The organism is Micromonospora sagamiensis (assembly GCF_014680085.1).
Lineage (GTDB): Bacteria > Actinomycetota > Actinomycetes > Mycobacteriales > Micromonosporaceae > Micromonospora > Micromonospora inyonensis.
Window position 1 is genome coordinate 5,463,045 of the sequence record NZ_AP023438.1, and the last position, 22,288, is coordinate 5,485,332.

Annotated in this window: 21 protein-coding genes; 11 read left to right on the forward strand and 10 right to left on the reverse strand. The window is 74.5% G+C overall.

Annotation, left to right across the window (positions count from 1 at the left end; translation table 11 throughout):
- Positions 1-11: 11 nt before the first annotated feature.
- Positions 12-695, reverse strand: coding sequence for a GGDEF domain-containing protein (locus IGA62_RS24085; protein ID WP_145818740.1), 684 nt, complete (start codon positions 693-695; stop codon positions 12-14).
- Between the two features lie 269 nt (positions 696-964).
- Here IGA62_RS24085 and IGA62_RS24090 point away from each other — a divergent pair, with 269 nt between their 5' ends.
- The 4 genes from IGA62_RS24090 to IGA62_RS24105 all read left to right on the forward strand — a co-directional run bounded on the left by IGA62_RS24090 (position 965) and on the right by IGA62_RS24105 (position 4,888).
- Positions 965-1,204, forward strand: a complete 240-nt coding sequence (locus tag IGA62_RS24090) for a DUF397 domain-containing protein (protein ID WP_091462578.1) — start codon at positions 965-967, stop codon at positions 1,202-1,204.
- A 127-nt stretch (positions 1,205-1,331) separates the two neighbouring features.
- Positions 1,332-2,219, forward strand: coding sequence for a helix-turn-helix domain-containing protein (locus IGA62_RS24095; RefSeq protein WP_145818739.1), 888 nt, complete (start codon positions 1,332-1,334; stop codon positions 2,217-2,219).
- A 145-nt stretch (positions 2,220-2,364) separates the two neighbouring features.
- Positions 2,365-3,195 (forward strand): SAM-dependent methyltransferase, encoded by an 831-nt coding sequence (locus IGA62_RS24100; RefSeq protein WP_232624756.1) that lies wholly within the window; start codon positions 2,365-2,367, stop codon positions 3,193-3,195.
- 145 nt (positions 3,196-3,340) lie between these two features.
- The gene (locus tag IGA62_RS24105) at positions 3,341-4,888 is read left to right on the forward strand and encodes a serine/threonine-protein kinase (RefSeq protein WP_190289206.1); all 1,548 of its coding nucleotides are present in this window, start codon (positions 3,341-3,343) and stop codon (positions 4,886-4,888) included.
- Between the two features lie 18 nt (positions 4,889-4,906).
- Here the strand turns inward: IGA62_RS24105 and IGA62_RS24110 are convergent, their stop codons facing one another.
- On the reverse strand, positions 4,907-5,815 hold the full coding sequence (locus tag IGA62_RS24110) for an MOSC domain-containing protein (RefSeq protein WP_232624757.1): 909 nt from the start codon (positions 5,813-5,815) through the stop codon (positions 4,907-4,909).
- Positions 5,816-6,183: 368 nt separating this feature from the next.
- On the opposite strand from IGA62_RS24110, the gene IGA62_RS24115 reads away from it, so the two are divergent.
- On the forward strand, positions 6,184-6,789 hold the full coding sequence (locus IGA62_RS24115; RefSeq protein ID WP_145818737.1) for a hypothetical protein: 606 nt from the start codon (positions 6,184-6,186) through the stop codon (positions 6,787-6,789).
- 86 nt (positions 6,790-6,875) lie between these two features.
- Here IGA62_RS24115 and IGA62_RS24120 read toward each other — a convergent pair whose 3' ends face one another.
- A complete protein-coding gene (locus tag IGA62_RS24120) occupies positions 6,876-8,186 on the reverse strand; it encodes a sulfite oxidase (protein WP_145818736.1) in 1,311 nt (436 codons plus the stop codon).
- Between the two features lie 142 nt (positions 8,187-8,328).
- Here IGA62_RS24120 and IGA62_RS24125 point away from each other — a divergent pair, with 142 nt between their 5' ends.
- A complete protein-coding gene (locus IGA62_RS24125; RefSeq protein WP_145818735.1) occupies positions 8,329-9,294 on the forward strand; it encodes a pirin family protein in 966 nt (321 codons plus the stop codon).
- A gap of 53 nt (positions 9,295-9,347) precedes the next feature.
- Entirely contained in the window at positions 9,348-10,013 is a 666-nt protein-coding gene (locus IGA62_RS24130) for a hypothetical protein (protein ID WP_145818734.1), read from the forward strand.
- A gap of 290 nt (positions 10,014-10,303) precedes the next feature.
- On the opposite strand, the gene IGA62_RS24135 is transcribed toward IGA62_RS24130, so the two are convergent.
- Together IGA62_RS24135 and IGA62_RS24140 are read right to left on the reverse strand one after the other, a co-directional pair.
- On the reverse strand, positions 10,304-10,957 hold the full coding sequence (locus tag IGA62_RS24135) for a DUF1345 domain-containing protein (protein WP_145818733.1): 654 nt from the start codon (positions 10,955-10,957) through the stop codon (positions 10,304-10,306).
- A 51-nt stretch (positions 10,958-11,008) separates the two neighbouring features.
- The gene (locus IGA62_RS24140) at positions 11,009-11,278 is read right to left on the reverse strand and encodes a DUF2795 domain-containing protein (RefSeq protein ID WP_145818732.1); all 270 of its coding nucleotides are present in this window, start codon (positions 11,276-11,278) and stop codon (positions 11,009-11,011) included.
- A gap of 227 nt (positions 11,279-11,505) precedes the next feature.
- Between IGA62_RS24140 and IGA62_RS24145 the strand changes: the two genes are divergently transcribed.
- Entirely contained in the window at positions 11,506-11,916 is a 411-nt protein-coding gene (locus IGA62_RS24145) for a DUF2267 domain-containing protein (RefSeq protein WP_145818731.1), read from the forward strand.
- Positions 11,917-12,023: 107 nt separating this feature from the next.
- Here IGA62_RS24145 and IGA62_RS24150 read toward each other — a convergent pair whose 3' ends face one another.
- The gene (locus IGA62_RS24150; RefSeq protein WP_145818730.1) at positions 12,024-13,193 is read right to left on the reverse strand and encodes a CaiB/BaiF CoA transferase family protein; all 1,170 of its coding nucleotides are present in this window, start codon (positions 13,191-13,193) and stop codon (positions 12,024-12,026) included.
- A gap of 317 nt (positions 13,194-13,510) precedes the next feature.
- On the opposite strand from IGA62_RS24150, the gene IGA62_RS24155 reads away from it, so the two are divergent.
- The 3 genes from IGA62_RS24155 to IGA62_RS24165 all read left to right on the forward strand — a co-directional run bounded on the left by IGA62_RS24155 (position 13,511) and on the right by IGA62_RS24165 (position 16,883).
- Positions 13,511-14,701: a glycosyltransferase gene (locus IGA62_RS24155; RefSeq protein ID WP_190289207.1), complete on the forward strand. Its 1,191-nt coding sequence runs from the start codon at positions 13,511-13,513 to the stop codon at positions 14,699-14,701.
- Positions 14,694-15,725 carry a glycosyltransferase family 9 protein gene (locus tag IGA62_RS24160; protein WP_145818727.1) on the forward strand — a complete coding sequence of 344 codons (1,032 nt, stop codon included), beginning with the start codon at positions 14,694-14,696 and terminating at the stop codon, positions 15,723-15,725. The genes IGA62_RS24155 and IGA62_RS24160 overlap by 8 nt, the downstream gene beginning before the upstream one ends.
- Positions 15,726-15,863: 138 nt before the next feature.
- On the forward strand, positions 15,864-16,883 hold the full coding sequence (locus IGA62_RS24165) for a TerC family protein (protein ID WP_145818726.1): 1,020 nt from the start codon (positions 15,864-15,866) through the stop codon (positions 16,881-16,883).
- Positions 16,884-16,930: 47 nt separating this feature from the next.
- On the opposite strand, the gene IGA62_RS24170 is transcribed toward IGA62_RS24165, so the two are convergent.
- From IGA62_RS24170 to IGA62_RS24185, 4 genes are all read right to left on the reverse strand, one after another.
- A complete protein-coding gene (locus IGA62_RS24170) occupies positions 16,931-18,898 on the reverse strand; it encodes a bifunctional aldolase/short-chain dehydrogenase (RefSeq protein WP_145818725.1) in 1,968 nt (655 codons plus the stop codon).
- Positions 18,899-19,035: 137 nt separating this feature from the next.
- Complete coding sequence (gene mtnA / locus IGA62_RS24175) at positions 19,036-20,049, reverse strand: S-methyl-5-thioribose-1-phosphate isomerase (protein WP_145818724.1); 1,014 nt, start codon at positions 20,047-20,049, stop codon at positions 19,036-19,038.
- 91 nt (positions 20,050-20,140) lie between these two features.
- Complete coding sequence (gene smpB, locus IGA62_RS24180) at positions 20,141-20,641, reverse strand: SsrA-binding protein SmpB (protein WP_145818723.1); 501 nt, start codon at positions 20,639-20,641, stop codon at positions 20,141-20,143.
- Between the two features lie 129 nt (positions 20,642-20,770).
- A complete protein-coding gene (locus IGA62_RS24185) occupies positions 20,771-22,258 on the reverse strand; it encodes a glycosyltransferase family 2 protein (protein ID WP_190289305.1) in 1,488 nt (495 codons plus the stop codon).
- Positions 22,259-22,288 lie beyond the last annotated feature (30 nt).

The window sequence follows — 22,288 nt, forward strand, 5'->3', positions numbered from 1 at the left end:
CGGTCGACAGGTCAGCGGTGGACCGTCAGCGGGTCGTCCTGGTGGGGCCCGAAGTGGTGGGTGTCGACGGGGTGGGTGTCGAGCAGTTGGCGGGCCGCCCCGAGGCTCTTGGCCCGGTACATCGCCGCGTCGGCGCGGCAGAGCGCGTCGGCGAGCTGGGCCGGACCGCGTACCGGTGCCAGGCCGACCGAGGCGGTGACCCGGAGGCTGACCGTGCCGTGCTGGATGGGTGCGGCGAGTGCGTCGCTGAGCCGGTGGGCGGCGTGTTCCATCCACCGCCGGTCCACGGTGGGGCTGGCCAGCAGCCCGGCGAACTCGTCACCGCCGAGGCGGGCCACCAGGTTGTCCCCGGCGAAGGCAGCGAACCGCTCCGCGACGCTGACCAGCACCTGGTCGCCTGCGGCGTGGCCGTACCGGTCGTTGACCTGCTTGAAGTCGTCCAGGTCGAGGACGACGGCGACCAGCGGTCTCCCGGCGGCGTCGGTGAGCAGGCTGGCGGCGAGGCGGTAGAACGCCCGGCGGTTCGGCAGCCCGGTCAGCGGGTCGTGACTGGCGGCGTGTCGCTCGGCGGTGAGTTCCGCCTGGAGCGTCTCGATCCGCGCCTCGGCGCGGACCGCCCGCTGCCGGAGCTGAATGCCGGCGGCGACGGCTCCGGCGGCGCAGATGCCGGACACGATGGTGAACGGATCTGGCACCGGCGTCCCCCCGTCATCGCGTCGCGGTGCGCCGTGCAGCGGCCCGACACCACCCCGTGTCCGGCCCCGTTTCCCCTGGTCGCACCCCAGGTCTGAGTAACTCAAAGTGAACGGCTGGGTACCGCTCACGTGCGATATCATGCTCGCTGTCCAATGCAGATGCAATAGCAGATGCACGTGCATCTGCCCACGAGTCGATATTTCGCGCACCCTTCGTCGTCGTCCCGCTGCACGCGGTGGCGGGCGGCCAACCGAACGAGAGACGCCCCATGCAGCAGCCACAGAACGGCGTTCCCACCCGTGACCTGCCTCCGCTGAAGTGGCAGAAGAGCCGCCGGAGCAACCCCAGCGGCAACTGCGTCGAGTTGGCCGAATTGCCGGGCGGGGCCGGGATCGCGATGCGCAACTCGCGCCATCCGGAGGGGCCGGCACTGATCTACACGGTCGACGAGATCGCCGCCTTCGTGCTCGGTGCCCGGGACGGGGACTTCGACCATCTGATCACCTGAGCGTGTCCCGGCAACGGGACCGGCAGGCCGTCCGGCTGACTACGCCTGACTCTGGGTTCATGGCATGCTTACACGTCAGCCGGTCGGGGGCGTCCGGCGGGAAGAGCGGGCAGGCGGAGGTCACCACGTGACGACGGGTCCAGCCGAGGGGGGACCGGCCAGTGGGCCGACGGTGCTGCGCATGCTGCTCGGCGCGCAGCTCCGTCGGTTGCGGGAGAGCGGCGGGGTCACCCGCGAGAACGCCGCCTGGGAGATCCGCGCCTCCGAATCCAAGATCAGCCGCATGGAGCTGGGCCGGGTCGGCTTCAAGGAACGGGACGTCGCCGACCTGCTCACCCTCTACGGTGTCACCGAGCCGGGGGAGCGGGACGCGCTGCTCAAACTGGCCCGCGACGCCAACAACCCCGGTTGGTGGCACCGCTACGGCGACGTCCTGCCCGGCTGGTTCCAGTCGTACCTCGGGCTGGAGGCCGCGGCGGCCCTGATCCGCAGCTACGAGGTCCAGTTCGTCCCCGGCCTGCTCCAGACCCGCGAGTACGCCCGCGCGGTGGTCATGCTGGGGCACGGCGCGGCCGGCGCGGCCGAGATCGACCGCCGGGTCGGCCTGCGGATGCAGCGCCAGCAGCTGCTGTACCGCCCGGACGCGCCGCACCTCTGGGCGGTGGTCGACGAGGCCGCCCTGCGTCGGCCGATCGGCGGGCCGGAGGTGATGCGGGGCCAGGTCGCCGCGCTGGTCGAGGCGACCAAGGTGCCCAACATCCGGCTCCAGATCGTCCCCTTCGACGCCGGTGGACACGCCGCCGCCGGCGGGGCCTTCACCATCCTGCGTTTCGGCGACCAGGACCTGCCCGACATCGTCTACATCGAACAGCTCACCAGCGCGCTCTACCTCGACAAGCGGGACGACGTCGACCACTACGCCGCCGCGATGGAGCGACTCTGTGTGGAGGCCGAGCCGCCGGAGCGGACCCCGGACATCCTCACCCGCATCCTCGACGACCTGTACCGGCCGTGACGGGCAGGACGCCGGGCGGGCGCGGCGTCGTCCGGGTCACGAGCGGCACCGACTACGATGGTTCGCGACCGGTGACAGTGGACGGTCGCGGGAGGCCGGCCGCGCCCACTGCGTCGGCGCGGTACGTGGAGTCGTGGAGGCAGTCGTGACCAGCGGGTTCCCCGGACCCACCCACCCCAGCGCGCGGATCGACACCTCGGTGGCCCATCCCGCCCGCCGGTACAACTACTGGCTCGGCGGCAAGGACAACTTCCAGGCCGACCGGGATTCCGGCGACGCCTGGGCGGCCCAGTTCCCCACCGTCCGCACCAGCGCCCGGGAGAACCGCCGCTTCCTCCAGCGGGCGGTGGCACATCTGACCCGGGAAACCGGCGTCCGGCAGTTCCTGGACATCGGCACCGGCATCCCCACCGCGGACAACACGCACGAGGTCGCCCAGTCGATCGCCCCGCAGTGCCGGGTGGTCTACGTCGACAACGACCCGATCGTGCTGGCGCACGCCCGCGCCCTGCTCACCAGCACCGCCGAGGGGGCGACCGCCTACCTCGACGCCGACCTGCGCGAGCCGGAGCGCATCCTCGGCCACCCCGACCTGCGCCGCACCCTGGACCTGACCCGACCGGTCGCGCTGATGCTGGTGGCGGTGCTGCACTTCGTCGTCGACGACGAGGACCCGTACGGCGCGGTCGCGCGGCTGCTGGACGAACTACCCGCCGGCAGCTACCTCGTCGCCTCGCACGCCACCGGCGACCATCTGCCGCTCCCACCCCGCCCGGTGGGCGCGCGGCACGACGGCGACCCGAACGGCCTGGTGGTCCTGCGCAGCCGGGCGGAGTTCGCCCGGTTCTTCGCCGGCCTGGAGCTGATCGAGCCGGGCATCTCGTCGGTGGCCGAGTGGCGGGCCGAGCACGAGCCGCGACCCCGCCCCACCGCCGCCGAGGTCAGCATGTACGCCGCGGTCGGCCGCAAGCCCTGACCGCACCGCCGCGACCGCCGCCCGGTCGCCGGTCCCGAGGTCCCCTTTCCGACCGTCCACCCCCGGACGTCAGCCACCGGCCGCCCGCACCAGCCGGCGGGGAGCGGGTGGTGCCGCCGGCCCGGGGAGGGCAGACTGGAGCACCATGTCGCCGCCGTTCACGCCCGGCCTCCGGCTGCACGACCGGTTCGTCCTGCGCGAGCGCATTGGCCTCGGTGGGATGTCCGAGGTCTGGCGCGCCGACGACGAGGTGCTGCACCGCCCGGTCGCGGTCAAGGCCCTCGCCGGACAGCTCGCCGCCGACCCGGAGCTGCGCGCCACCATCGGGCGCGAGGCCCGCGCGGCGGCCCGGCTGACCCACCCCCACGTGACCCAGGTGTACGACTACGGCGAGGCGACCCTCGCCGGTGGCGTCGTGGTGCCGTACCTGGTGATGGAACTCGTCGAGGGGGAGAACCTCGCCGACCGGCTGACCCGTGGGCCGCTCGCCTGGCCCGACGCCGTCCGCCTCGGCGGGCAGGTCGCGGCCGCCCTCGCCGCCGCACACCGGATCGGGGTGGTGCACCACGACATCAAACCCGGCAACGTCATGCTCACCGACACCGGGGCGAAGGTGCTCGACTTCGGCATCGCCGCGCTGGCCGGGCCGCACCATCCGCTTGCTGGTCGCGGCGGGGGAGAACCCCTGATGGGAACTCCCGCCTACATCGCCCCCGAGCGGCTCGCCGCCGGCCCGCCCGACCCGGCCAGCGACGTCTACGCGCTCGGCGCGCTGCTCTACCGGACGCTCACCGGCCGCGCGCCGCTGCCCGTGCGGACCTGGGAGGACGCTCTGGCGGTGCACGGTCGGGGCACCCCCGCGCCGCCGCTGGGCATCCCCGAGCTGCCCGCCGACGTCGACCGCCTGGTGATGTCCTGCCTGGCTGCCGAGCCCGCCCGCCGGCCCGGGGCCGCCGCCGTCGCCGACCGGCTGGGCGCGGGCCGGCCGGCGCACCCGCCCACCACGATCCTGCCCACGCTGTCGTCCGTCCCGCCCACACCCGTCGCGTCGCCCCCCACCCTCGTCGCGAGCCCGCCCACCCTCGTCGACCGGGCCCCCGCCGGCCCGCCGGCCCGGCCCGGCTGGTCCCCCGGCCCCGAGCCGACCCGGGTGGCGCCCCGGCCGCCGGGGACGATGCCGTCGGGCCGGTCCCACCGGTTGCTCGGTGTCCTGGTCGCGACCGGAGTCGCGCTGCTCGCCGGACTGGTCGGGGTGTTCGCCCTCGGCGACGACCGGCCCGGCCCGTCCACCGTGGACCGTGGCGCCACCGGCGCACAGGCCGACCCGGCGACCGGTGCACCGGCCTCCACCGAGGCTCCGCGTACCACCCCCGCCGCCCCGCGCACCCAGCCGAAAACGCTGCGGGAACTGAGAGACCAGTTCACGGCCGTGGTCGACGAGGCGGAGGCGCGGGGCGCCATCGAGGCGCGCACCGCCGACCGGTTGCGCGACAAGGTGGACGAACTGGAGTCGGGAAAGCCGAAGGACCGGGCCAAGCGGCTCCGGGAACTGCGGGAACACCTCGGCGAGGCGGCCCAGCGGCAGCAGATCGACGGCGTCACGACCGCCCGGTTGCTGACCATGCTGGAGCGGTTCCCGGCCGCGCGCGTCGACGCCCGGACGGACGACGACGAGGACGGGGACGACGACTGACTCCCCGGCTCCGCTGGGTCAGGCGAGCCGGACCCGATCGCCGACCTCGACCGGGCCGGGGCGGACGACCCGGGCGTACGCGCCGACGCAGGGCAGCGGACCGAGCTGCGGCACCGGGGCGACCCGGTTCAACCGGGCCGGCACTCGGAGCGCGTCCGGCTCGGCCGGCAGGTCGCCGTGGGCCAGGGTCGGCACCGCACAGCGTGGCGTCGGTGCCAGCACCCGCAGCACCAGTTCCGGTCCCACGCGCAGTTCCCGGCCGACCCAGCCGTTCTCGGCGAAACCGGGGACGTCGGTGGTCCGGAGCACCAGGTTCGGTCGGTACCGGATGGCGTCGACCGGTCGCCCCGCGCCGGCGGCCTCGGTGATCCGGTCCAGGGTGGCGGTGGTGACCAGGTGGAGCGGGGCGAAGTCCACGAAGGTCTTCGCGTCGCCTCCGTCGCCGAGCGGCGTTTCGTCGACGGTCACCGGTGCCGTCACGCCGGCTGCCAGGACCTCGTCCGGGCGGGCCCGGTCCAGGGTCGCGCCGGGTGGCACGGTCGCGATCAGCGAGACCGGCGCGCCGAGCAGTTCGGTGAGGACGGTGTCCACGTCGTCCCCGACGTCCCGTCCGTCCGGCAGGCTGATCCGGACCGGGCCGGGAGGACCGCCCGTGGCCCGGAGGGCCAGCATGGCCCGCCACCGTTGCGGGTGTTTCGCACTGACCACCCGGCCGGTCGTACGGTCCAGCAGGGCCAGCCGACGGTCGCCCTCGACCCCGGCGGGGGTGACGTCGACCCGGGGTAGTTCCTCACCGAGCATCGACTTGACCGGATAGCGCCGGATCGCCTCGACGATCACGCCATCCGCCCCGCGCGGGTCACCGGGTGCCGATCCGGCCGGCTCCGCCCGGTACGGGCGACCGACCCCGACGGTGTGACGTTCCACAGCACCCGACCACCGTACCGGCGACGGGGCGTCACCGGTCGGCCCGATCGTCCCAGATGACCGGATCGGGGCCGCCCCCGCCCGGGGAATGGTGGGGGTGGGCGGGTGGTTGTACCGGGTCGACGGCCGAGGAGCCGCCCTGCTGCTGGTGGGGCTGGTATGCGGGCCCGGTCGGTGGAATGCCGGCGGGTGGCGGGTCGTTGTACATGGTTCACCGGCGTGGACGGGCGGTGGTTGAGCTTTCCGCCGGTGGTGAGTCTTTCCCCCTTGTTGTGTGGCGGGTGCCGTGATGGTGCTCGTATCCCCTGGCACTGTGTTGTTTTCCCCCTGGGGTGCCGGGGTGTCGACCCCCTGATGGGAGTTCCCCCATGAACACGTTGAATCTGTCGATGCTGCGTAAGGGTGTGCTGGGTGTGGCCGGTGTGGCGTTCGCCGCTGGTGTGGTCGCCGGTCCGGTCGCTGCGGCGACGGTGGAGTCCCCGGCGCGGGCCGCTACTCCGGTGGCGGTGGCGGTGCAGGGCGACAAGCCGGACACGGGCAGGTTGATGCCGCATGGTGTGCGGGGTGAGCAGTCCCGGATTCCTCTGGATGCCGAGCAGACCGGCAACGTGAAGGCGATCATCGCGGCGACGAAGAAGGCCGGGATGGACGAGCGGGCCGCCGTGGTGGCGATCGCGACGAGCTTGCAGGAGTCGAAGCTGGAGAACCTGGGTCATCTGGGTGACCGCAACGACCACGACTCGCAGGGTCTGTTCCAGCAGCGCCCGTCGAGTGGGTGGGGCACGGTCGAGCAGATCACCGACCCGGAGTACTCCACGACGGCGTTCCTGAAGGGTCTGAAGCAGGTCGACGGGTGGCAGGACATGCCCCTGACGAAGGCCGCCCAGACCGTGCAGGTGTCGGCGTACCCGGACCACTACGCCCAGTGGGAGACCCAGGCCGCCGACCTCGTTGCCGAGCACTGGACCAGCTGACCCACATGCTGATGGGCCGGCACCCCGAACCCGGGGTGCCGGCCCACACGCGTCCCCGCCGGATCAGAGGTGGCGTGCGGGCCGGCTCAGGCGACGGTCACCGGATGCCGGACGATGCCGTCGAACAGGTAGCCCAGGGCGTTCGGTGCGGCCTGTTCCAGCTGGACGGCCCCGGTGACGTCGGTGGCCCGGGCGCGCAGCGTCCACCGGCCGGGACCCGGCGGACGCCACACGGCCGTCCACCGCCGCCAGGCGCAACCCTCGTCGTGCGGGTCGAGGGTCGCCGGCCGCCAGCCGTCGCGATCGTCGGTGCAGATCTCGACCATGCGGATCGGACCGTTGCCCGACCAGGACCGGCCGCGCAGCACCACCTCCACCCCGGCGGGCAGGCGAGCGCCCCAGGGCAGCTCGAAGGCGCTCTTGACGACCTGCGTCGTCATGAGCCCGCCGTCGGCCGGATGGCCGGGACCGAACATCCGGTAGAACTGGGTGTTCCACGGGGAGAAGAGGGCGGTGGCGGAGACCTCGACCGGGCCGACCCACTTGATCGAGGAGATGCCGATCCAGCCGGGTACCACCAACCGCACCGGGAAGCCGTGGTCGGCCGGCAGCGTACGGCCGTTCATCTCGTAGGCCAGCAGCACGTCGTCGAGGGCCTTGGCGATCGGTATCGGCCGGCGTACCCGGCCGAGGTTCACCCCGCCGGTGACGTAGTCCGGATCCAGCCCCTCGGGCATGACGTCGACGGCGGCACCGGTCAGGCCGGCGTGCCGGAGCACGGTGGACAGCCGTACGCCACGCCAGCGCGCCACCCCCACCGCGCCGAGACCCCACGGCACTCCCGGCGTCGGCTGGTCCTGCTGGGAGGCGAAGAAGCGGCGGCCGTTACCCGCGCACTCCAGCAGGGCGGTGACCTCCTCGGCGGGCATCGCGGTCAGATCGTCGTACCCGAACTCGACCGGGTCGTCCCGCGTCGGCGTACCGCGCAGGCCGCTGCCGAACAGGCGCAACCGCCACGTGTCGCGGTCCAGGCGCGGGGTGTGGGTGTGGTTGCGCACGAAGAACCGGTCGGTCGGGACGACGTACCCCTGCCCGGACATGGCCTCCCAGCGCATCTCGGCGTTGCCGTCGAGGCGGGTGAGCAGTCCCGGATCGAGCGGTTTGACCATCGCCGCGTCGGGCCCGGCGGGCGGCCCCTGGGTCGCACCCGTTGCGGACGGCTCCGCGCGCCCGGTGGAGTCGCCCGCACCGGCTGCGGCGGCGAGCGCGCCCATCGCGGTGCCCAGCGCGATCATCTGCTCCCGGTGCACGCCCTCGCCCCGCGCCCGCCCGGCCAACCACTGGCCCGCGCGGCGGGCATCGTGCGCGGCCTCGTCCCGGGGAAGGGGGCGCGTCATCCTGGTCCCCCTCCGGGTCGGCGGCTGGCATTCCTATTAGAACAGTAGGCCTTGCGGCGGAGCCAGCCCGGCGGGTCCCGGGCCCGCCACACGTGGGTCGACGCACCGGCGTGTCCCCGGCCGGTGACGTATGGTCGGTGGGATGGAGCAGGCCATGCCGGCGCAGACCCGGCCCCCGGGGGTCGTACCCGCCGACCCGGAGAGCGTGCTGCTGCCCGGGCACGACGTACCGTTGGGCCGGTACACCACCGTCCGCCGGTTGCTGCCGCAACGCGCCCGGCGGATGGTCGGGGCGTGGTGCTTCGTCGACCACTTCGGGCCGGACGACATCGGCGAGCGGCCGGGCATGCAGGTGCCACCCCACCCGCACACCGGGCTGCAGACGGTCACCTGGCTGGTGGAGGGGGAGATCCTCCACCGGGACAGCCTCGGCAACGTGCAGGCGATCCGCCCGGGTCACCTCAACGTGATGACCTCCGGTCACGGCATCGCCCACTCGGAGAAGTCCCCGCCCCAGCGGCCGAGGACGATGCACGGCGTCCAACTGTGGGTCGCGCTGCCCGACGGGGCGCGTTCGGGCGCGCCCGACTTCCACCACCACGCTGAGCTGCCCCAATGGCGCGACGGGGACCTCGACGTGACCCTGCTCGTCGGGGAGTTGGCCGGCGTCCGCTCCCCGGCGGTCGTGCACACGCCGCTGCTCGGCGCGCAGCTGGAACCCCGGGGGTCGGCACCGGTCCGGGTGCCGCTGCGCCCCGACTTCGAGCACGGCCTGCTGGCCATGTCCGGCTCCGCCGAGGTGGACGGGATCCGGCTGGCACCCGGTGCGTTGCTCTACGTGCCACCGGGACGCAGGACCCTGACCGTCGAGAGCGCACGGGACGCCCGACTGCTGCTGCTCGGCGGAGCGCCGTTCGAGGATCCGCTGGTGATGTGGTGGAACTTCGTCGGCCGTTCGCACGAGGAGATCGTGGCGGCGTCCGAGGACTGGGCGGCCGGGCGCCGGTTCGGCGTCGTGGTGGACGACCCCGACCCGCCGCTGCCCGTGCCGACCATGCCCACGGTCCGGCTCAAGGCCCGCGACCGGCACGGACGGCTCCGCGACTGAGCGACGCCCCCGACGGGCAGGCGTGGCGTGCCCGGGCGCGGGTAGTCGCGGTCATGGCGACGACTGCGACCTCGACCATCGAGGAGAAGAAACGGCTGGTCCGCCGGCTGGCGGCCGGAGGCCGGGGCTTCGCCGAGGAGTACGGCTTCCGGGTCACCAACAACCCGGGCAGTCTCTTCCAGGTGTTGGTGCTCTCGGTGCTGCTCGCCCGGCCGGGCGACTTCCGGCGTGCCCTGGCCGCCACCGGTGCGTTCCGGGACGCCGGCTGGGACAGCGCCGGCCGGATGTCCCGGTCCCGGCACGAGCACCGCACCCGGCTGCTGCGCGACAGCGGGTTCCGTACGGATCCGGAAGGGCTCGCCGACACCCTCGGTGATCTCGCCCTCACCGTCGTCGATCGCTACCGGGGCGACCTGCGGCGGCTCCGGGCCCTCGCCCACCGCAACCCGGCCCGCGAGCGGGACCTGCTGGCCGGGTTGCCCGGCGTGGATGCCCCGGTGGTGGAGCTCTTCCTGCGCGAGGCCCAGGTGCTGTGGCGGGAGGTTGCCCCGGTCGCCGACCGCCGGGCCCTCGCCGCCGCCCGCCGCCTCGGCCTGGGACGGTCCGCCGGTGATCTGGCCGGACTCGCCGGCAGTGGCGAGTCGGAGCGGCTGGCCTGGCTGGTCGGGGCGCTGGCCCGGGTCGACCTGGAGAAACGGTACGCCGAGCTGGTCCGCTGACCGTGCCCTGTCCCACAGTTTCCCGATAACTAGCCTTTCGGAGGACTTGGCACCGTACGCTGGTCGTGGCAGAGCTGGCCGCCCGGTTCGGGCGGATGCCGGCCGCCTGGTGGTGCCACCCCGACACGGGTGGCGGAGACCGCCGGTGGTGTTTTCGTGTGGCGCCCGGGTCGCGGTTCGTGGCCCGGGCGCCCGCCTGTCCACCCGGCTTTCCGCCCGAGAGGTGGACCGCCCGCCGCCGACCGGGGCCGGGCCCGGGGGGGTGGCACCCGTCCCGCCGTCCGGTGCGGTCAGCGGGCGAAGCCGGCGACCAGGTTCACCGTCGCGGCGATGATGATCGCCCCGAACAGGTACGACACCAGCATGTGCCAGAGCACGGTCCGGCGCATCTCGTGGCTGCACAGGTCGGTGTCCGAGATCTGGAAGGTGGCCCCGACGGTGAACGCCACGTACGCGAAGTCCACGTAACAGGGCGGCACGTCCTGATGGAAGTCGATCCCGCCGTCCGGACCGGTGTAGTAGATCCGGGCGTACCGGGTGGTGAAGACGGTGTGCACCACCAGCCAGGACAGCAGCACGCTCGCCATGCCGAGCGCGCTGTAGAGGTCCCGGGGCAGCCCGGACCGCATGTCCCGGGCGGTGCTCATGATGACCCCCACCGCCACCAGGCTCGCCACGCAGGCGGTCAGCAGCAGGACGTCGCGGACCGCCCGGTTCGGGTCCTCGTGGATGGCGAGCCGGGCGGTCCGTTCCGCGTTCATCGGCCAGAGGGCACGCCAGGCCAGGACCAGGTACGTCAGCGCGGCCACGTCCCAGCCGAAGAGCGGGGCGAGCCGTGCCGAGACGAGCACCCCGAACAGGATCCCGGTGCAGACCCCGATCAGCCCCATCACGGTGAGCTGCACCGAGGCCGGCGTGGGCCGGTCCGGATGACGTGCCGTCAACTGCCACACCGGTGCGCCGCCCGCCGTCCCCGGTGCCGCCCGCCCCGGCGCTCAGATCCGGCGCAGGTGCTGCGCGACGCGGGTGTGCGGTTCGCGGGCCTGGGCGGCCCGCTGGGCGGCGTCGAGTTCCGGCGCGGCCTCCGTACCGGCCGAGCGGGCGACCTCGTTGCCGTTGGCGTAGTCCACCGGCGGGAGCGCCCGCAGCGCCCGCAGCACCTCCGGGGGCGCGCCCTCCCGTTCGGCCTGGCGTACCACGTCGTCCTTGCCCGCCGGGTAGTCCAGGCTCGACAGGTACCGCAGCACGTCGGTGTCACTCACCATGGCAGGAATCCTCCGCCGCCTCTCGTCGGTCCACGACCGGCCGCGGATACCCGTCCACCCGGCGGTCACTCGTGGCGTACCCGGAAAAACCGCCGGCGCGGACGCGGAGATCCGGCGGCGGCGACCCGGAGATCCGGCGGGCGGCGACGCGCCATCGGCCGCCGCCGTTTCCCGGACCCTGCGCCGGGTACGCCCGGCGGGTCCGTCGCACCCGAGGGGAGTGCCGCATGAACTACGACACCTTCGTCGACCAGGTCGCCCAGCGGGCCGGGGTGCCCTCCACCCGCGCGGTCGAGCTGACCCGCGCCACGCTGGAGACCCTGGCCGAACGGCTGACCGGGGGAGAAGCCCTCGACCTCGCCGCGCAGCTGCCCAAGCCGTTGCAGCTGCTGCTGAGGAAGACCCCGAGCACCGAGCACGCGCAACGGTTCGGCGCGGCCGAGTTCGTGGCCCGGGTCGGCCAGCGCGCCGACGCGGACCCGGTGGCCACCCGGGCCGGCATCCGGGCGGTCTTCACCACCCTGCGCGAGGCGATCTCCGGCGGCGAGTTCGACGACGTGGCGGCCCAGCTGCCCCGCGACTACCGGGACCTCGTCGAGGCGGCCACCACCACCGGCGCGGCCCTCCGCCGCGCCTGAGGCGGCCACCACGACACCCGCCCGTGGCGCCACCGCCCGCGCCGCGACCGGTCCGGCCGCAGCCACGACGGCGACACCCGCCCCGCGACCGGCCCGGCCGGGCCGCCTCAGGCGACGGCGGCGTCGGCGCGCAGCGCGTCGATCCGGTCGGGCGGGTAGCCCAGCTCGGCGAGGACCTCGTCGGTGTGCTCCCCGGGGTGGGGCGGTGGGCGGCGCAGCGCGGTCGGGGTGCCGGAGAAACGTGGTGCGGGGGCCGGCTGCTCCACGCCGGCGTGCCGGACGAAGGTCTCCCGGGCGGCCATGTGCGGGTGCGCCGGCGCCTCGGCCCAGTCGAGCACCGGGGCGAGGCAGGCGTCGGAGTCGCCGGCGAGCGCGGTCCACTCGTCCCGGGTGCGGGTCCGGAACAGCCGGGCCCAGGCCCGCCGCAGTTCCGGCCAGTTCGCCGGGTCGTTACGGTCCAGCGGCTCGTCCGGCGGCAGCGGGAAACCGGTGCGCCGGACCAGCTCGTCGTAGAAGCGCGGTTCGAGCGCACCCACCGCGACGTACCGACCGTCGGCGCACTCGTACGTGTCGTAGAAGGGCGCACCACCGTCGAGCAGGTTCACCCCGCGCGGGTCCTGCCACATCCCCATCCGGCGCAGCCCGTGGATCTGGGTGCTCAGCACCGCCACGCCGTCGACGATGGCGGCGTCCACCACCTGCCCCCGGGCACCGGACCGGACGGCGTGGAGCGCGGAGACGATGCCCAGCGCCAGCATCATCCCGCCCCCGCCGAAGTCGCCGAGGAGGTTCAGCGGCGGCACCGGACGTTCCCCGGCCCGGCCGATCCCGTGCAGCGCGCCGGTCAGCGCCAGGTAGCCGAGGTCGTGCCCGGCGTGCGGGGCGTTCGGGCCGTCCTGCCCCCACCCGGTCATCCGCCCGTACACCAGCCGGGGGTTGACCGCCAGACAGTCGGCCGGGCCGACGCCGAGGCGTTCGGTCACCCCGGGCCGGAAACCCTCGATCAGCGCGTCCGCGTCCCGGACCAGCGCCAGCACCACCTCGCGCCCGGCGGACGACTTCAGGTCCACCGCCACCGAGCGGCGTCCCCGGTTCAGCAGATCCGGGTGCGGGGTGCCGAAGGCGGCGGGGTCGACCTCGGCCGTCCGGTCCACCCGGACCACGTCCGCGCCGAGGTCGGCGAGCATCATCGCGGCGAACGGCCCGGGGCCGATGCCGGCCAGCTCCACCACCCGCAGCCCGGCGAGCGGGCCGGCGGGCGCAGTCTCGTCGGTCACCGGCACACGATAGGTCACCACCGTCCCCGGTAGGGGGCGGGCGCGGGCGCGGCTACCGCTCGCGTCCGGCTCGGTTGCTTCCTTGCTTCCTCGGCCGGTTGCTGGCTGGGTCGGTTGGTTGGTTGGTTGGTTGCAGGGGACCCCTCCTCCCCAAAAAGCGGTAGGAGGGGTCCCCTGCAACCACCTCGGGAGCGCCCGGCGGCGGGTTTTCGCGCCACCGCCCCGGGAAGACAGCCTGCCCCGGCGACGCACCGCCTGGGGCAGCGGCCCGGGATTCGACAGGCCCCGGGGGCGGCATCGAGCGACGGGGAGGCGGCGTGGTGGCCGGCAGTGACCGGATCCGGGTGGCGATGCCGCACGGCCCGGCGCCGGTGGAGCGCGACGGGGTCAGCGACTACGTCGCGCACCTGGTCCGCGCGCTGGACGACGCCGGGGTGACGGTCACCCCCGTGCCGGTCCGCCCCGCCGACGGGCGCTCACCCCTGCGCTGGCTCACCGCCACCGCCCGGGCCGCCGAGCGGGTCCGCCGCCTCGGTGCCGACCTGGTGCACGTCCAGTTCGCCCCCTCGGCGTACCGGTTCTCCGGGATGCCCGGTCTGCTGCCGCTGCGGCTTCCCCGAAGCGTCCCCCTGGTCACCACGGTGCACGAGTACGGCGGCTGGGCGGTGCCCGGCTGGCTGCCCGGGCCGCTCTGGTCGTTGCTGGAACGCGCCCGGCTCTGGGACCGGGAGACCGGCCGGCTGGTGCCGGCCAGCGCGGCGGTGATCGTCACCAACGACGGGCACGCCGGGGCGGTGCGGGCCCGTACCGGGGTGGCGACCGCGCACGTCCCGCTGGCCCCGAACGTGACCGACCACGCCGGTGCGACCACTGCCGGCCGGCTGCTGCGGGCGCAGATCGGTCTGCCCGGCGACGCGCCGCTGCTGGTCTTCTTCGGCTTCGTCCACCCGGTCAAGGGGATCCGCCACCTGATCGGGGCCCTGCCCGCGCTCCGCCGTGCCCACCCGGACCTGCGCCTGCTGGTGGCCGGCGGGTTCACCTCCCAGGCGCTGCCGGAGGCGGAGGCCCGCGCGTTCCGGGACGAGCTGACCGCGCTGACCCACCGGCACGGGGTGGCCGACGCGGTCACCTTCACCGGGTACCTGACCCCGGAGCGCGCCTCGGCGGCCCTGCACGCCGCCGACGTGGTGGTGCTGCCGTTCACCGCGGGCGTGACCCTCAAGAGCGGGGCGCTGCTCGCCGCGCTGGCCCACGGTCGGCCGACCGTGGTCACCGCGCCCGACGACGGCGGTGACGAGCTGCACCGCAGCGGAGCGGTGGCGGTGGTCCCGGAGCGCCGGGACAGCGCGGCGCTGGCCGCCACCGTCGGGCGGGTGCTGGCCGACCCGGTGCTGCGTCGCCGGCTCGCCGAGCGGGGCCGGACGCTCGCCGCCGGTTACGCCTGGCCACGCGTCGCCGCCGCCCACCGCGACCTCTACCGGCGGCTGCTCGGACGGCACGATGGCTGACCGGTACGCGGAGATCCTCGTGGTCGACCTGCTCGGCGGGATCGGTGACCTGATCATGTTGCTGCCGGCGATCCACGGGCTGGCCCGGCGTCACCCGGCCGCCCGCCTGCGGGTGCTCACCCACGAGCCCGGTGCCGAGCTGGTCCGCCCCGACCCGGCGGTGGCCGAGGTCCGCACCCCCCGGCACGGGCGGCCCGGCGCGGAGCGGGCGGCGGTGGTCGAGGCGCTCGCCGCGCGGCGGCCGGACCTCGCGGTCACCACCACCCGCTACGACGGCATCCCGGACCTGCTGCTCGCCTCCGGTGCCCGGTGCGTCACCGACCTGTGGCGGCGACCGCCGCCGGACGAGCCGGTCGGCGCCCGCTACCTGCGCCTGCTGCACGCCGAGGGGCTGCTCACCCGGGGGGACCTGACCGCCCGGCCCCGGGTGCGCCTGCCCGCGTCGGCGCGCGCCGCCGGGGAGGGGGACGTCGACCGCCTGGTGGCCGCGGCCCGGCGGTCGACCGCCCCGCCGGTGGTGCTGGTAACCGCCGCCGGCATGGCGGTGAAGCGCTGGCCGGACGGCTCCTGGCGCGCCCTCGCCGGCCGCCTCGCCGCCGCCGGCCACCCGGTGCTGACCGTCGGCGCGGACGACGACCCGCCCGGCGTGCCACTACCTCCGGGCGACCTGCCCACCCTCGCCGGGCAGTTCGCCGCCGTGGCCCGCCGGGGCGGCGTGGTGGTCGGCCCGGACACCGGGCCGGTGCGACTCGCCGCCGCGGCGGGCGCGACGACGGTGGGGCTCTTCGGGCCCACCGACGCCCGTCGCTACGGGGTGGGCGGCCTCGGCCTCCAGGGACTGCCGCAGTGCCCGCACCGCCGGCCCACCGCGATCACCGAACAGCCCTGCTGGTGGGAGGCGCGCTGCCCGCTCGACGCCGCCGGTCCGGCCTGCATGGCCGACCTGGGCGTGAACCTGGTCACCGACGCCGTGCGCGCCGCGACACGCCGTCCGTCTCTGGTGTGGCAGGTGCCGACAGGCTGACCTAACCTTGCCTGGCGAGGGGAGTACTTCCCACGAACCATTCCGGTCAGTACGGCCGCCCGGAGCGGCCTCGGGTGGTTGCCCACGAACGGTGGGTGAAGGAGACCTCGAACATGGAATGGTGTTCGAGGAGGCTCCATGAGCGATTTCACGTACCTGTCCGCCGCCGGGCTGTCCTCGGTCGGTACGCCGACCCTCTGGGCGGTCACCATCGTCGGCGTCCTCGTCCTGCTGGTGCTCGACTTCATCGTCACCCGTCGTCCGCACGAGGTGACGATGAGAGAGGCGCTGGGCTGGTCGGTGTTCTACGTCGCCCTGCCGCTGGCCTTCGGTGGCTGGGTCTGGGCCCGCTACGGCTCCCAGCAGGGCGTCGAGTACCTCACCGGCTACCTGGTCGAGAAGTCGCTGTCGGTCGACAACCTCTTCGTCTTCATGCTCCTGCTGGCCGCCTTCGCGGTGCCGTCGGCGCTGGCCCAGCGGGTGCTGCTCTACGGCATCGCCGGCGCGCTGGTGCTGCGCGGCGTGTTCATCGCCCTCGGCGCGGCGGCCCTGCAGACCCTCGACTTCGCCTTCCTGCTCTTCGCGATCATCCTGCTCGCCACCGCGGTCAAGCTGCTGCGTGACGCGCTCTCCGGCCACGAGCAGGAGGTCGACATCGCCACCATGCGGTCGGTGCGGCTGCTGCGCAAGTTCATGCCGGTCACCGACGAGTACCACGGCCCCCACCTGACCGTCCGGCTGAAGAACGGGCGGCGGGCGCTCACCCCGATGGCCCTGGTCGTGGTCGCCGTCCTCGCCACCGACGTGGTCTTCGCCGTCGACTCGGTGCCCGCGGTGTACGGCATCACCGAGGACCCGTACCTGGTCTTCGCCACCAACGCCTTCGCCCTGCTCGGGCTCCGGGCGCTCTACTTCGTGCTGCACGCGGCGCTCGCCCGGCTGGTGCACCTCAGCTACGGCCTGGCGGTCATCCTCGCCTTCATCGGCGTCAAGCTCGGCCTGCACTGGGCGCACGGCATCTGGTCGGGAGTGCCGGAGATCCCGACGCTCGCCTCGCTCGGCGTGATCATCGGCGTGCTGGTGATCGTCACACTGACCAGCCTGCGGGCCACCCGCAAGGCCGGGCCGGGCCACCGGGAGGTCATCGAGCGGCGGTGACCGCCATCCGGAGCGGGCGGTGTCCCGCCCGCTCCGGTGACCCGCCGTCAGATCACCCGCTCGTTCCCGCCGTCGACGGGGATCTGCGCCCCGGTGGTGGCCGCGAACGTCTCGCCGCACAGGGCGGCGGTCAGGTCGGCCACCCGGGCGCTGGTGATCTCCGTACCGAGCAGGTTGCGTCGCTTGTACTCCGCCACGGTCAGCCCGTAGTGCCGGGCGCGGGCCTCGAGCACCTCCGGGCTCCAGAGCCCGGTGTCGAAGACCGCGTCGGGGTGCACGACGTTCACCCGGATGCCGTCGGCGGCCCACTCCAACGCGGCCACCCGGGCCACCTGCACCACGGCGGCCTTCGAGGCGGAGTAGGAGACCGCTCCGGGTCCGGGGGCCAGCGCGTTGCGCGAGGCGACCACGACGACCCGGCCACCCCGGGGCGCCAGGGCCAGCAGCGGGTGGGTCCGGGAGAAGAGGTACGCGACCGACTCCGCGTTCACCGCCATGGTCCGGTGCCACGCGTCCGGGTCCAGTCCGGCGATCTCCTGGCTGGCCGGGAAGATCCCGGCGGCGGCGACGACGATGTCCACCCCGCCGAAGCGCTCCACGGCCGTGTCGAGCGCGGCGTCCACCGCGGCCCGGTCGGTGACGTCGACCTGGATACCGAGGCGGGCCACCCCACCGGGTTCGGTGACCGACGGGTCGCGGTCCAGGGCGACCACGCACGCCCCGCGCGCCTGGAGCGCCTCGGCGCAGGCCCGGCCGATGCCCGAGGCGGACCCGGTCACCACCGCCACCTCGCCGGCGAACTCCGGCACCGGGCCGCCGCGCCGCAGCTTCGCCTGCTCCAGTTCCCAGTACTCGACGTCGAAGATGTCGCCGGCCGGCAGTGCCTGGTAGCCGCCGATCGCCTCGGCCGCCTCGATGACGTCGACGGTGTGCCGGTAGATGTCCTGCGCCATCCGGGCGTCGACCGCCCGCCGGCCGGCGGTGAGCAGCCCCAGCTCGGGGTCGAGGACCACCCGGGGCGCGGGGTCGAGCACGGTCAGCGCCGCACGGACCCGCTCCCGGTGCTCGTCGACGTACCGGCGGTACTCCTCGGCGTACCCGGCCACGTCGGTGCCGACCAGCGGGACGCGCTTGGTCCGCAGCACGTGGTCCGGGGTGACCGGGCCGCGGGTGGCGACCGTCGCCAGGTCGGGACGCGCGAGGAACGCGCGGACCGTCGGGTCGTCGTACCGGCTGAGCACCATCGGGGTCCCCGCCACCGTGGAGATCTCCCGGCGCAGCCGGGCCAGGCGGACCCGGTCGACCGGGGGAGAGCCGGCCGACGCGACGGCCCGGGTCGGGGTGCTCCGGCGGGCCAGCCGTTCCTCGGCCCGCCCGACCAGCTCGATGTGCCGGTGGTAAGCCTCCTCGGCGTCCGCGCCGAAGGTGAACAGGCCGTGGTTGAGCAGGACCATGCCGACGGTCCCCGGGTGGACCTGCGCCGGGAAGAGTTCCGCGCAGAGCCGGGCGAGGTCGAAACCGGGCATCACGTACGGGACGACGACCACGCTGTCGCCGTAGACCTCCTCGACGAGCCGGCGGCCCTCGGGCTGGTTGGTCAGGGTGAGCACCGCGTCGGCGTGGCTGTGCAGCACCGCCGGGTGCGGCAGCAGGGCGTGCAGCAGCGACTCGACGCTCGGGTCCGGGGCGGTCGCGTCGAGGCGCGCGCAGCGCAGCTCGTTCATCATCTCGGTGTCGCGCAGCCGCTCCAGCCGCAGCAGTGCCCGCAGCCGGGCCAGCCGCAGCGCGGTGAACCCGGAGGCGTCCATGGTGGCGAGGTCGGAGCCACTGCCCTTGACGTGGAGCACCTCCACCGGTTCCCCGGTGAGGTCGGTGACCGTGGTCTTGACCGAGGTGTTGCCTCCGCCGTGCAGCACCAGACCGGTGTCGGCACCGAGTAGCCGGGAGGCGTACACGAGCTGCGCGACCGGGTCGGACCGGTCCGGGGCGTCGGCGGCGGACCAGCGGTTGAGCATGGGCGGTGGCTCCTCGCGGGACGGGGTCGGACCGGCCGGTCGCGGCCGGTCGACGGAAGTGGGGCCGGCGGCCGGGTCCCGCCCGGTCGGACGGGGGCCGGGCGGGTCGGTGCCGGTCGGCGGGGTGGAACGCCCGGTCAGGGCCGGTCGGTCGGGTCGTCGGGACGGCCACCGGCGGCCGGCAGGATGACCCGGCGCTCGGTGACGATCGCGGTGACCAGGTCGGCCGGGGTCACGTCGAAGGCGTAGTTGAGCGTCTCGGTGCCCCGGGGGGCCAGCGCCGCCGCGCCCAGAGCGGTGATCTCCTCGGGCGCGCGCACCTCGATGGTGACGTCCCGGCCGGAGGGCGTGGCGAGGTCCACCGTCGACTCCGGGGCGGCCACCACCATCGGCACTCCGGCCCGGGCCGCCGCCAGGGCCAGCGGGTACGTCCCCACCTTGTTGATCACGTCGCCGTTGGCGGTGATCCGGTCCGCGCCGACCACCACCGCGTCGACCAGCCCCTGGGCCAGCACGGACGCGGCGGCGGAGTCCACCACCAGGGTGTGCGGCGCGCCGATCTGCGCCAGCTCCCACACGGTCAGTCGCGCCCCCTGGAGCAGGGGACGGGTCTCCGAGGCGTAGACGTGGCCCAGCGCGCCGTGCTGCTGGAGGGAGCGCACCACGCCCAGCGCGGTGCCCCACTCGACGGTGGCCAGCGCCCCGGCGTTGCAGTGGGTCTGCACCGCCACGGTCGGCCCCACCGTCTCGACCAGCCAGCGGGCACCCCGCTCGCTGAGTTCCCGGCAGCAGCGGGCGTCCTCCTCCAGCACGGCCAGCGCCTCGGTCAGCGCGGCCTCCGTGCCATCGGCGTCCAGCCGCGCGCGCACCCGGTCCACGCCCCAGGCGAGGTTGACCGCGGTGGGACGGGCCGCCCGGACCGCGTCGACGGCCCGGCGCAGTTCGGCCGGGTCGTCACCGTGGAGGCGGGCGGCGAGGGCGACCCCCAGTGCCCCGGCGACGCCGATCGCCGGTGCCCCCCGGATCGCGAGCGACCGGATCGCGGCGACCAGCGCCTCGATGGTCTCGATCTCCAGGAACTCGACCTCGTGCGGCAGTCGGGTCTGGTCGATCGCGACGATCCGCCCGTCCCGCCAGTCGATGGTCCGCATCCACGCTCCTCACTGCTGGTGCCCAAATCTACGGCGGGAACCCGTTCCAGATCAACGGGCCGGGCGCGCGGGCGGGATCTTCACCACCGGCTCAGCTTCGGCCCCGGCCCCGGCCCTTGAGGTGCCGGCCCAGCTCGCGGGCGATCTCCCGGTTGGCGTCCCGCTCGGCCAGCGCCTGGCGCTTGTCGTAGGACTTCTTCCCGCGTGCCAGGGCCAGTTCGACCTTCGCCCAGCCGTTCTCGAAGTACATCGACAGCGGCACGAGGGTCAGCCCGCCGTCGCGGAGCTTCTCCAGGATCCGGGCGATCTCCACCCGGTGCAGCAGCAGCTTGCGGGTGCGCCGGGGCGCGTGGTTGGTCCACGAGCCGAAGCCGTACTCGGCGATGTGCAGACCGTACAGCAGGATCTCGCCGTCGCGTTCCTGGGCGAACGCGTCGACCAGCGACGCCCGCCCGGCCCGCAGCGACTTGACCTCCGTGCCGACCAGCACGATGCCCGCCTCGTACGTCTTGAGGATCGCGTAGTCGTGGCGTGCCTTCCTGTTGGACGCGATGAGCGTGCGTCCCTGCTCCCTGGCCGTGGCCGCCTCCACCGTCGGTGAACTCCACTGTCCGGGCCCGACGGTACCGCCCGACCCGGCGCCCGGCCCACCCCGGCCGGCCCACCCCGGCCGGCCCACCCCGGCCGGCCCACCCCGGCCGGCCCACCCCGGCCGTCCCGCTCAGCGACCCCCGCGGCGCAGCCGGGCGGCCAGCCGGGCCGCGGTCACCGGCACCACCGCCAGCACCAGGTGCCCGGTCCGGGCGTCGAGGCTGGTGGTGACCGCGTACAGCCGGGTGCCGTGCCGGCGGATCCGGGGGCGTGCCGGGGTCAGCCCGGGAGCGCGCAGCGCGGCGGTACCCCGACCGTCCGTCCCGTCGACCTCGACCCGCAGCGGGTGGCGCTGCCCGGTCGTGGCGCTGCCGGCGAGCAGCCGGTCCACCGGGAAGCGAACCCGCACCAGAGTGCCCCGCGCGTCGGGCGTCACGTCGAGGGTGTCGCCGGGGATCCGGCCGGCGCGTACGCGGATCGGCCCGCCGACGAGTCGGCCCAGGTCGGGCTGGGGGCTGCGGGCGGTGACCGTCAGGCTCCGGTTGCCCTCCCAGCCCACCGCGACCGCGTCCAGGCGGGCCAGCCAGTCGGCGCGGACCCCGGTCACGTCGGTCCAGGCGGGCAACCCCACCCCGGGGTAGCCGGCGTGCCAGCGGTTCCCGGCCACGACGGTCGGCGGGACACCCCGCTCGGCGTCCTGCCCGATCACGGCGAGCAGGTCGTCCAACCCGCCCCCGGCGACGGCGGACAGCCGCAGCCGGGTCTCGATGTCGAGCCCGTCGCGCAGGTCGTCGGTGAGGTAACGGTCGACCAGCCGCCGCACCACCCCGTACACCCGCTCCCGGGTCGGGTCGTCCAGCCGGGGCAGGTCGTCGCCGACCAGGTGGGCCACCTCCAGGCCGAAGTGCCGGCGCAGCACCGCGTCACGCTGCTTGCCCGCCGGAATCAGCTCGGCCACCCGGTCGACCAGCAGTTCCACGCAGCGCAACCGTTGCTCCAGCCGGCTGCGGTAGGTGATGTTGCGGGCGTCCAGCCGGCGTACCGCGTGGTAGTAGTCGTAGTCGGCGAGCACCGAGACGCGCCGGGCGCGGTAGCAGGCCTCCAGCGTGAACGGCTGGTCGCTGAGGATCGGCATGTCCTCGTGGAAGCGCAGGTGGTGGCGTTCGACCAGGTCCCGGCGGAACAGCTTGATGTTCGCCAGCGACCAGGGCAGCGCCGAGTCGAACAGGTCGACGTCGACCCGGCTCTCGGCGAAGATCTCCTGGAACATGTGTCGGCTGTTGACCCCCACCGCCCGGCCCGCCACCACGTCCGAGGTGTACCGGTCGGCTGCCGTGACCAGGCGTTCCAGTGCCTCCGGGCCGAGCCGGTCGTCGGAGCCGACGAAGAACACGTACCGTCCGGTGGCCAGCTCCAGACCCCGGTTGCAGGGGTTCGCCGGGCCGCCCGAGTTGGCCTGGTGCCGCACCCGCACGGTGTCCGGGTACCGCGCGGCGAGCTGGTCCAGCAGCCGCCCGCCGCCGTCGGTGGAGCCGTCGTCGACCGCGACGATCTCCATCCGCCGGTGGCCGATCGTCTGACCGAGCAGCGACGCCAGGCACGCCCGCAGGTACGGCATGGTGTCGTAGACCGGGACGACGACGCTGAC

What these genes read in the sequence shown, in the direction of transcription:
- IGA62_RS24090 (WP_091462578.1), top strand. Translation starts at nt 965, where the DNA reads ATGCAGCAGCCACAGAACGGCGTTCCCACCCGTGACCTGCCTCCGCTG.
- IGA62_RS24105 (WP_190289206.1), top strand. Translation starts at nt 3,341, where the DNA reads ATGTCGCCGCCGTTCACGCCCGGCCTCCGGCTGCACGACCGGTTCGTC.
- IGA62_RS24115 (WP_145818737.1), top strand. Translation starts at nt 6,184, where the DNA reads ATGAACACGTTGAATCTGTCGATGCTGCGTAAGGGTGTGCTGGGTGTG.
- IGA62_RS24120 (WP_145818736.1), bottom strand. Translation starts at nt 8,186, where the DNA reads ATGACGCGCCCCCTTCCCCGGGACGAGGCCGCGCACGATGCCCGCCGC.
- IGA62_RS24125 (WP_145818735.1), top strand. Translation starts at nt 8,329, where the DNA reads ATGGAGCAGGCCATGCCGGCGCAGACCCGGCCCCCGGGGGTCGTACCC.
- IGA62_RS24130 (WP_145818734.1), top strand. Translation starts at nt 9,348, where the DNA reads ATGGCGACGACTGCGACCTCGACCATCGAGGAGAAGAAACGGCTGGTC.
- IGA62_RS24140 (WP_145818732.1), bottom strand. Translation starts at nt 11,278, where the DNA reads ATGGTGAGTGACACCGACGTGCTGCGGTACCTGTCGAGCCTGGACTAC.
- IGA62_RS24145 (WP_145818731.1), top strand. Translation starts at nt 11,506, where the DNA reads ATGAACTACGACACCTTCGTCGACCAGGTCGCCCAGCGGGCCGGGGTG.
- IGA62_RS24160 (WP_145818727.1), top strand. Translation starts at nt 14,694, where the DNA reads ATGGCTGACCGGTACGCGGAGATCCTCGTGGTCGACCTGCTCGGCGGG.
- IGA62_RS24165 (WP_145818726.1), top strand. Translation starts at nt 15,864, where the DNA reads ATGAGCGATTTCACGTACCTGTCCGCCGCCGGGCTGTCCTCGGTCGGT.
- IGA62_RS24170 (WP_145818725.1), bottom strand. Translation starts at nt 18,898, where the DNA reads ATGCTCAACCGCTGGTCCGCCGCCGACGCCCCGGACCGGTCCGACCCG.
- mtnA (WP_145818724.1), bottom strand. Translation starts at nt 20,049, where the DNA reads ATGCGGACCATCGACTGGCGGGACGGGCGGATCGTCGCGATCGACCAG.
- IGA62_RS24185 (WP_190289305.1), bottom strand. Translation starts at nt 22,258, where the DNA reads ATGCCGTACCTGCGGGCGTGCCTGGCGTCGCTGCTCGGTCAGACGATC.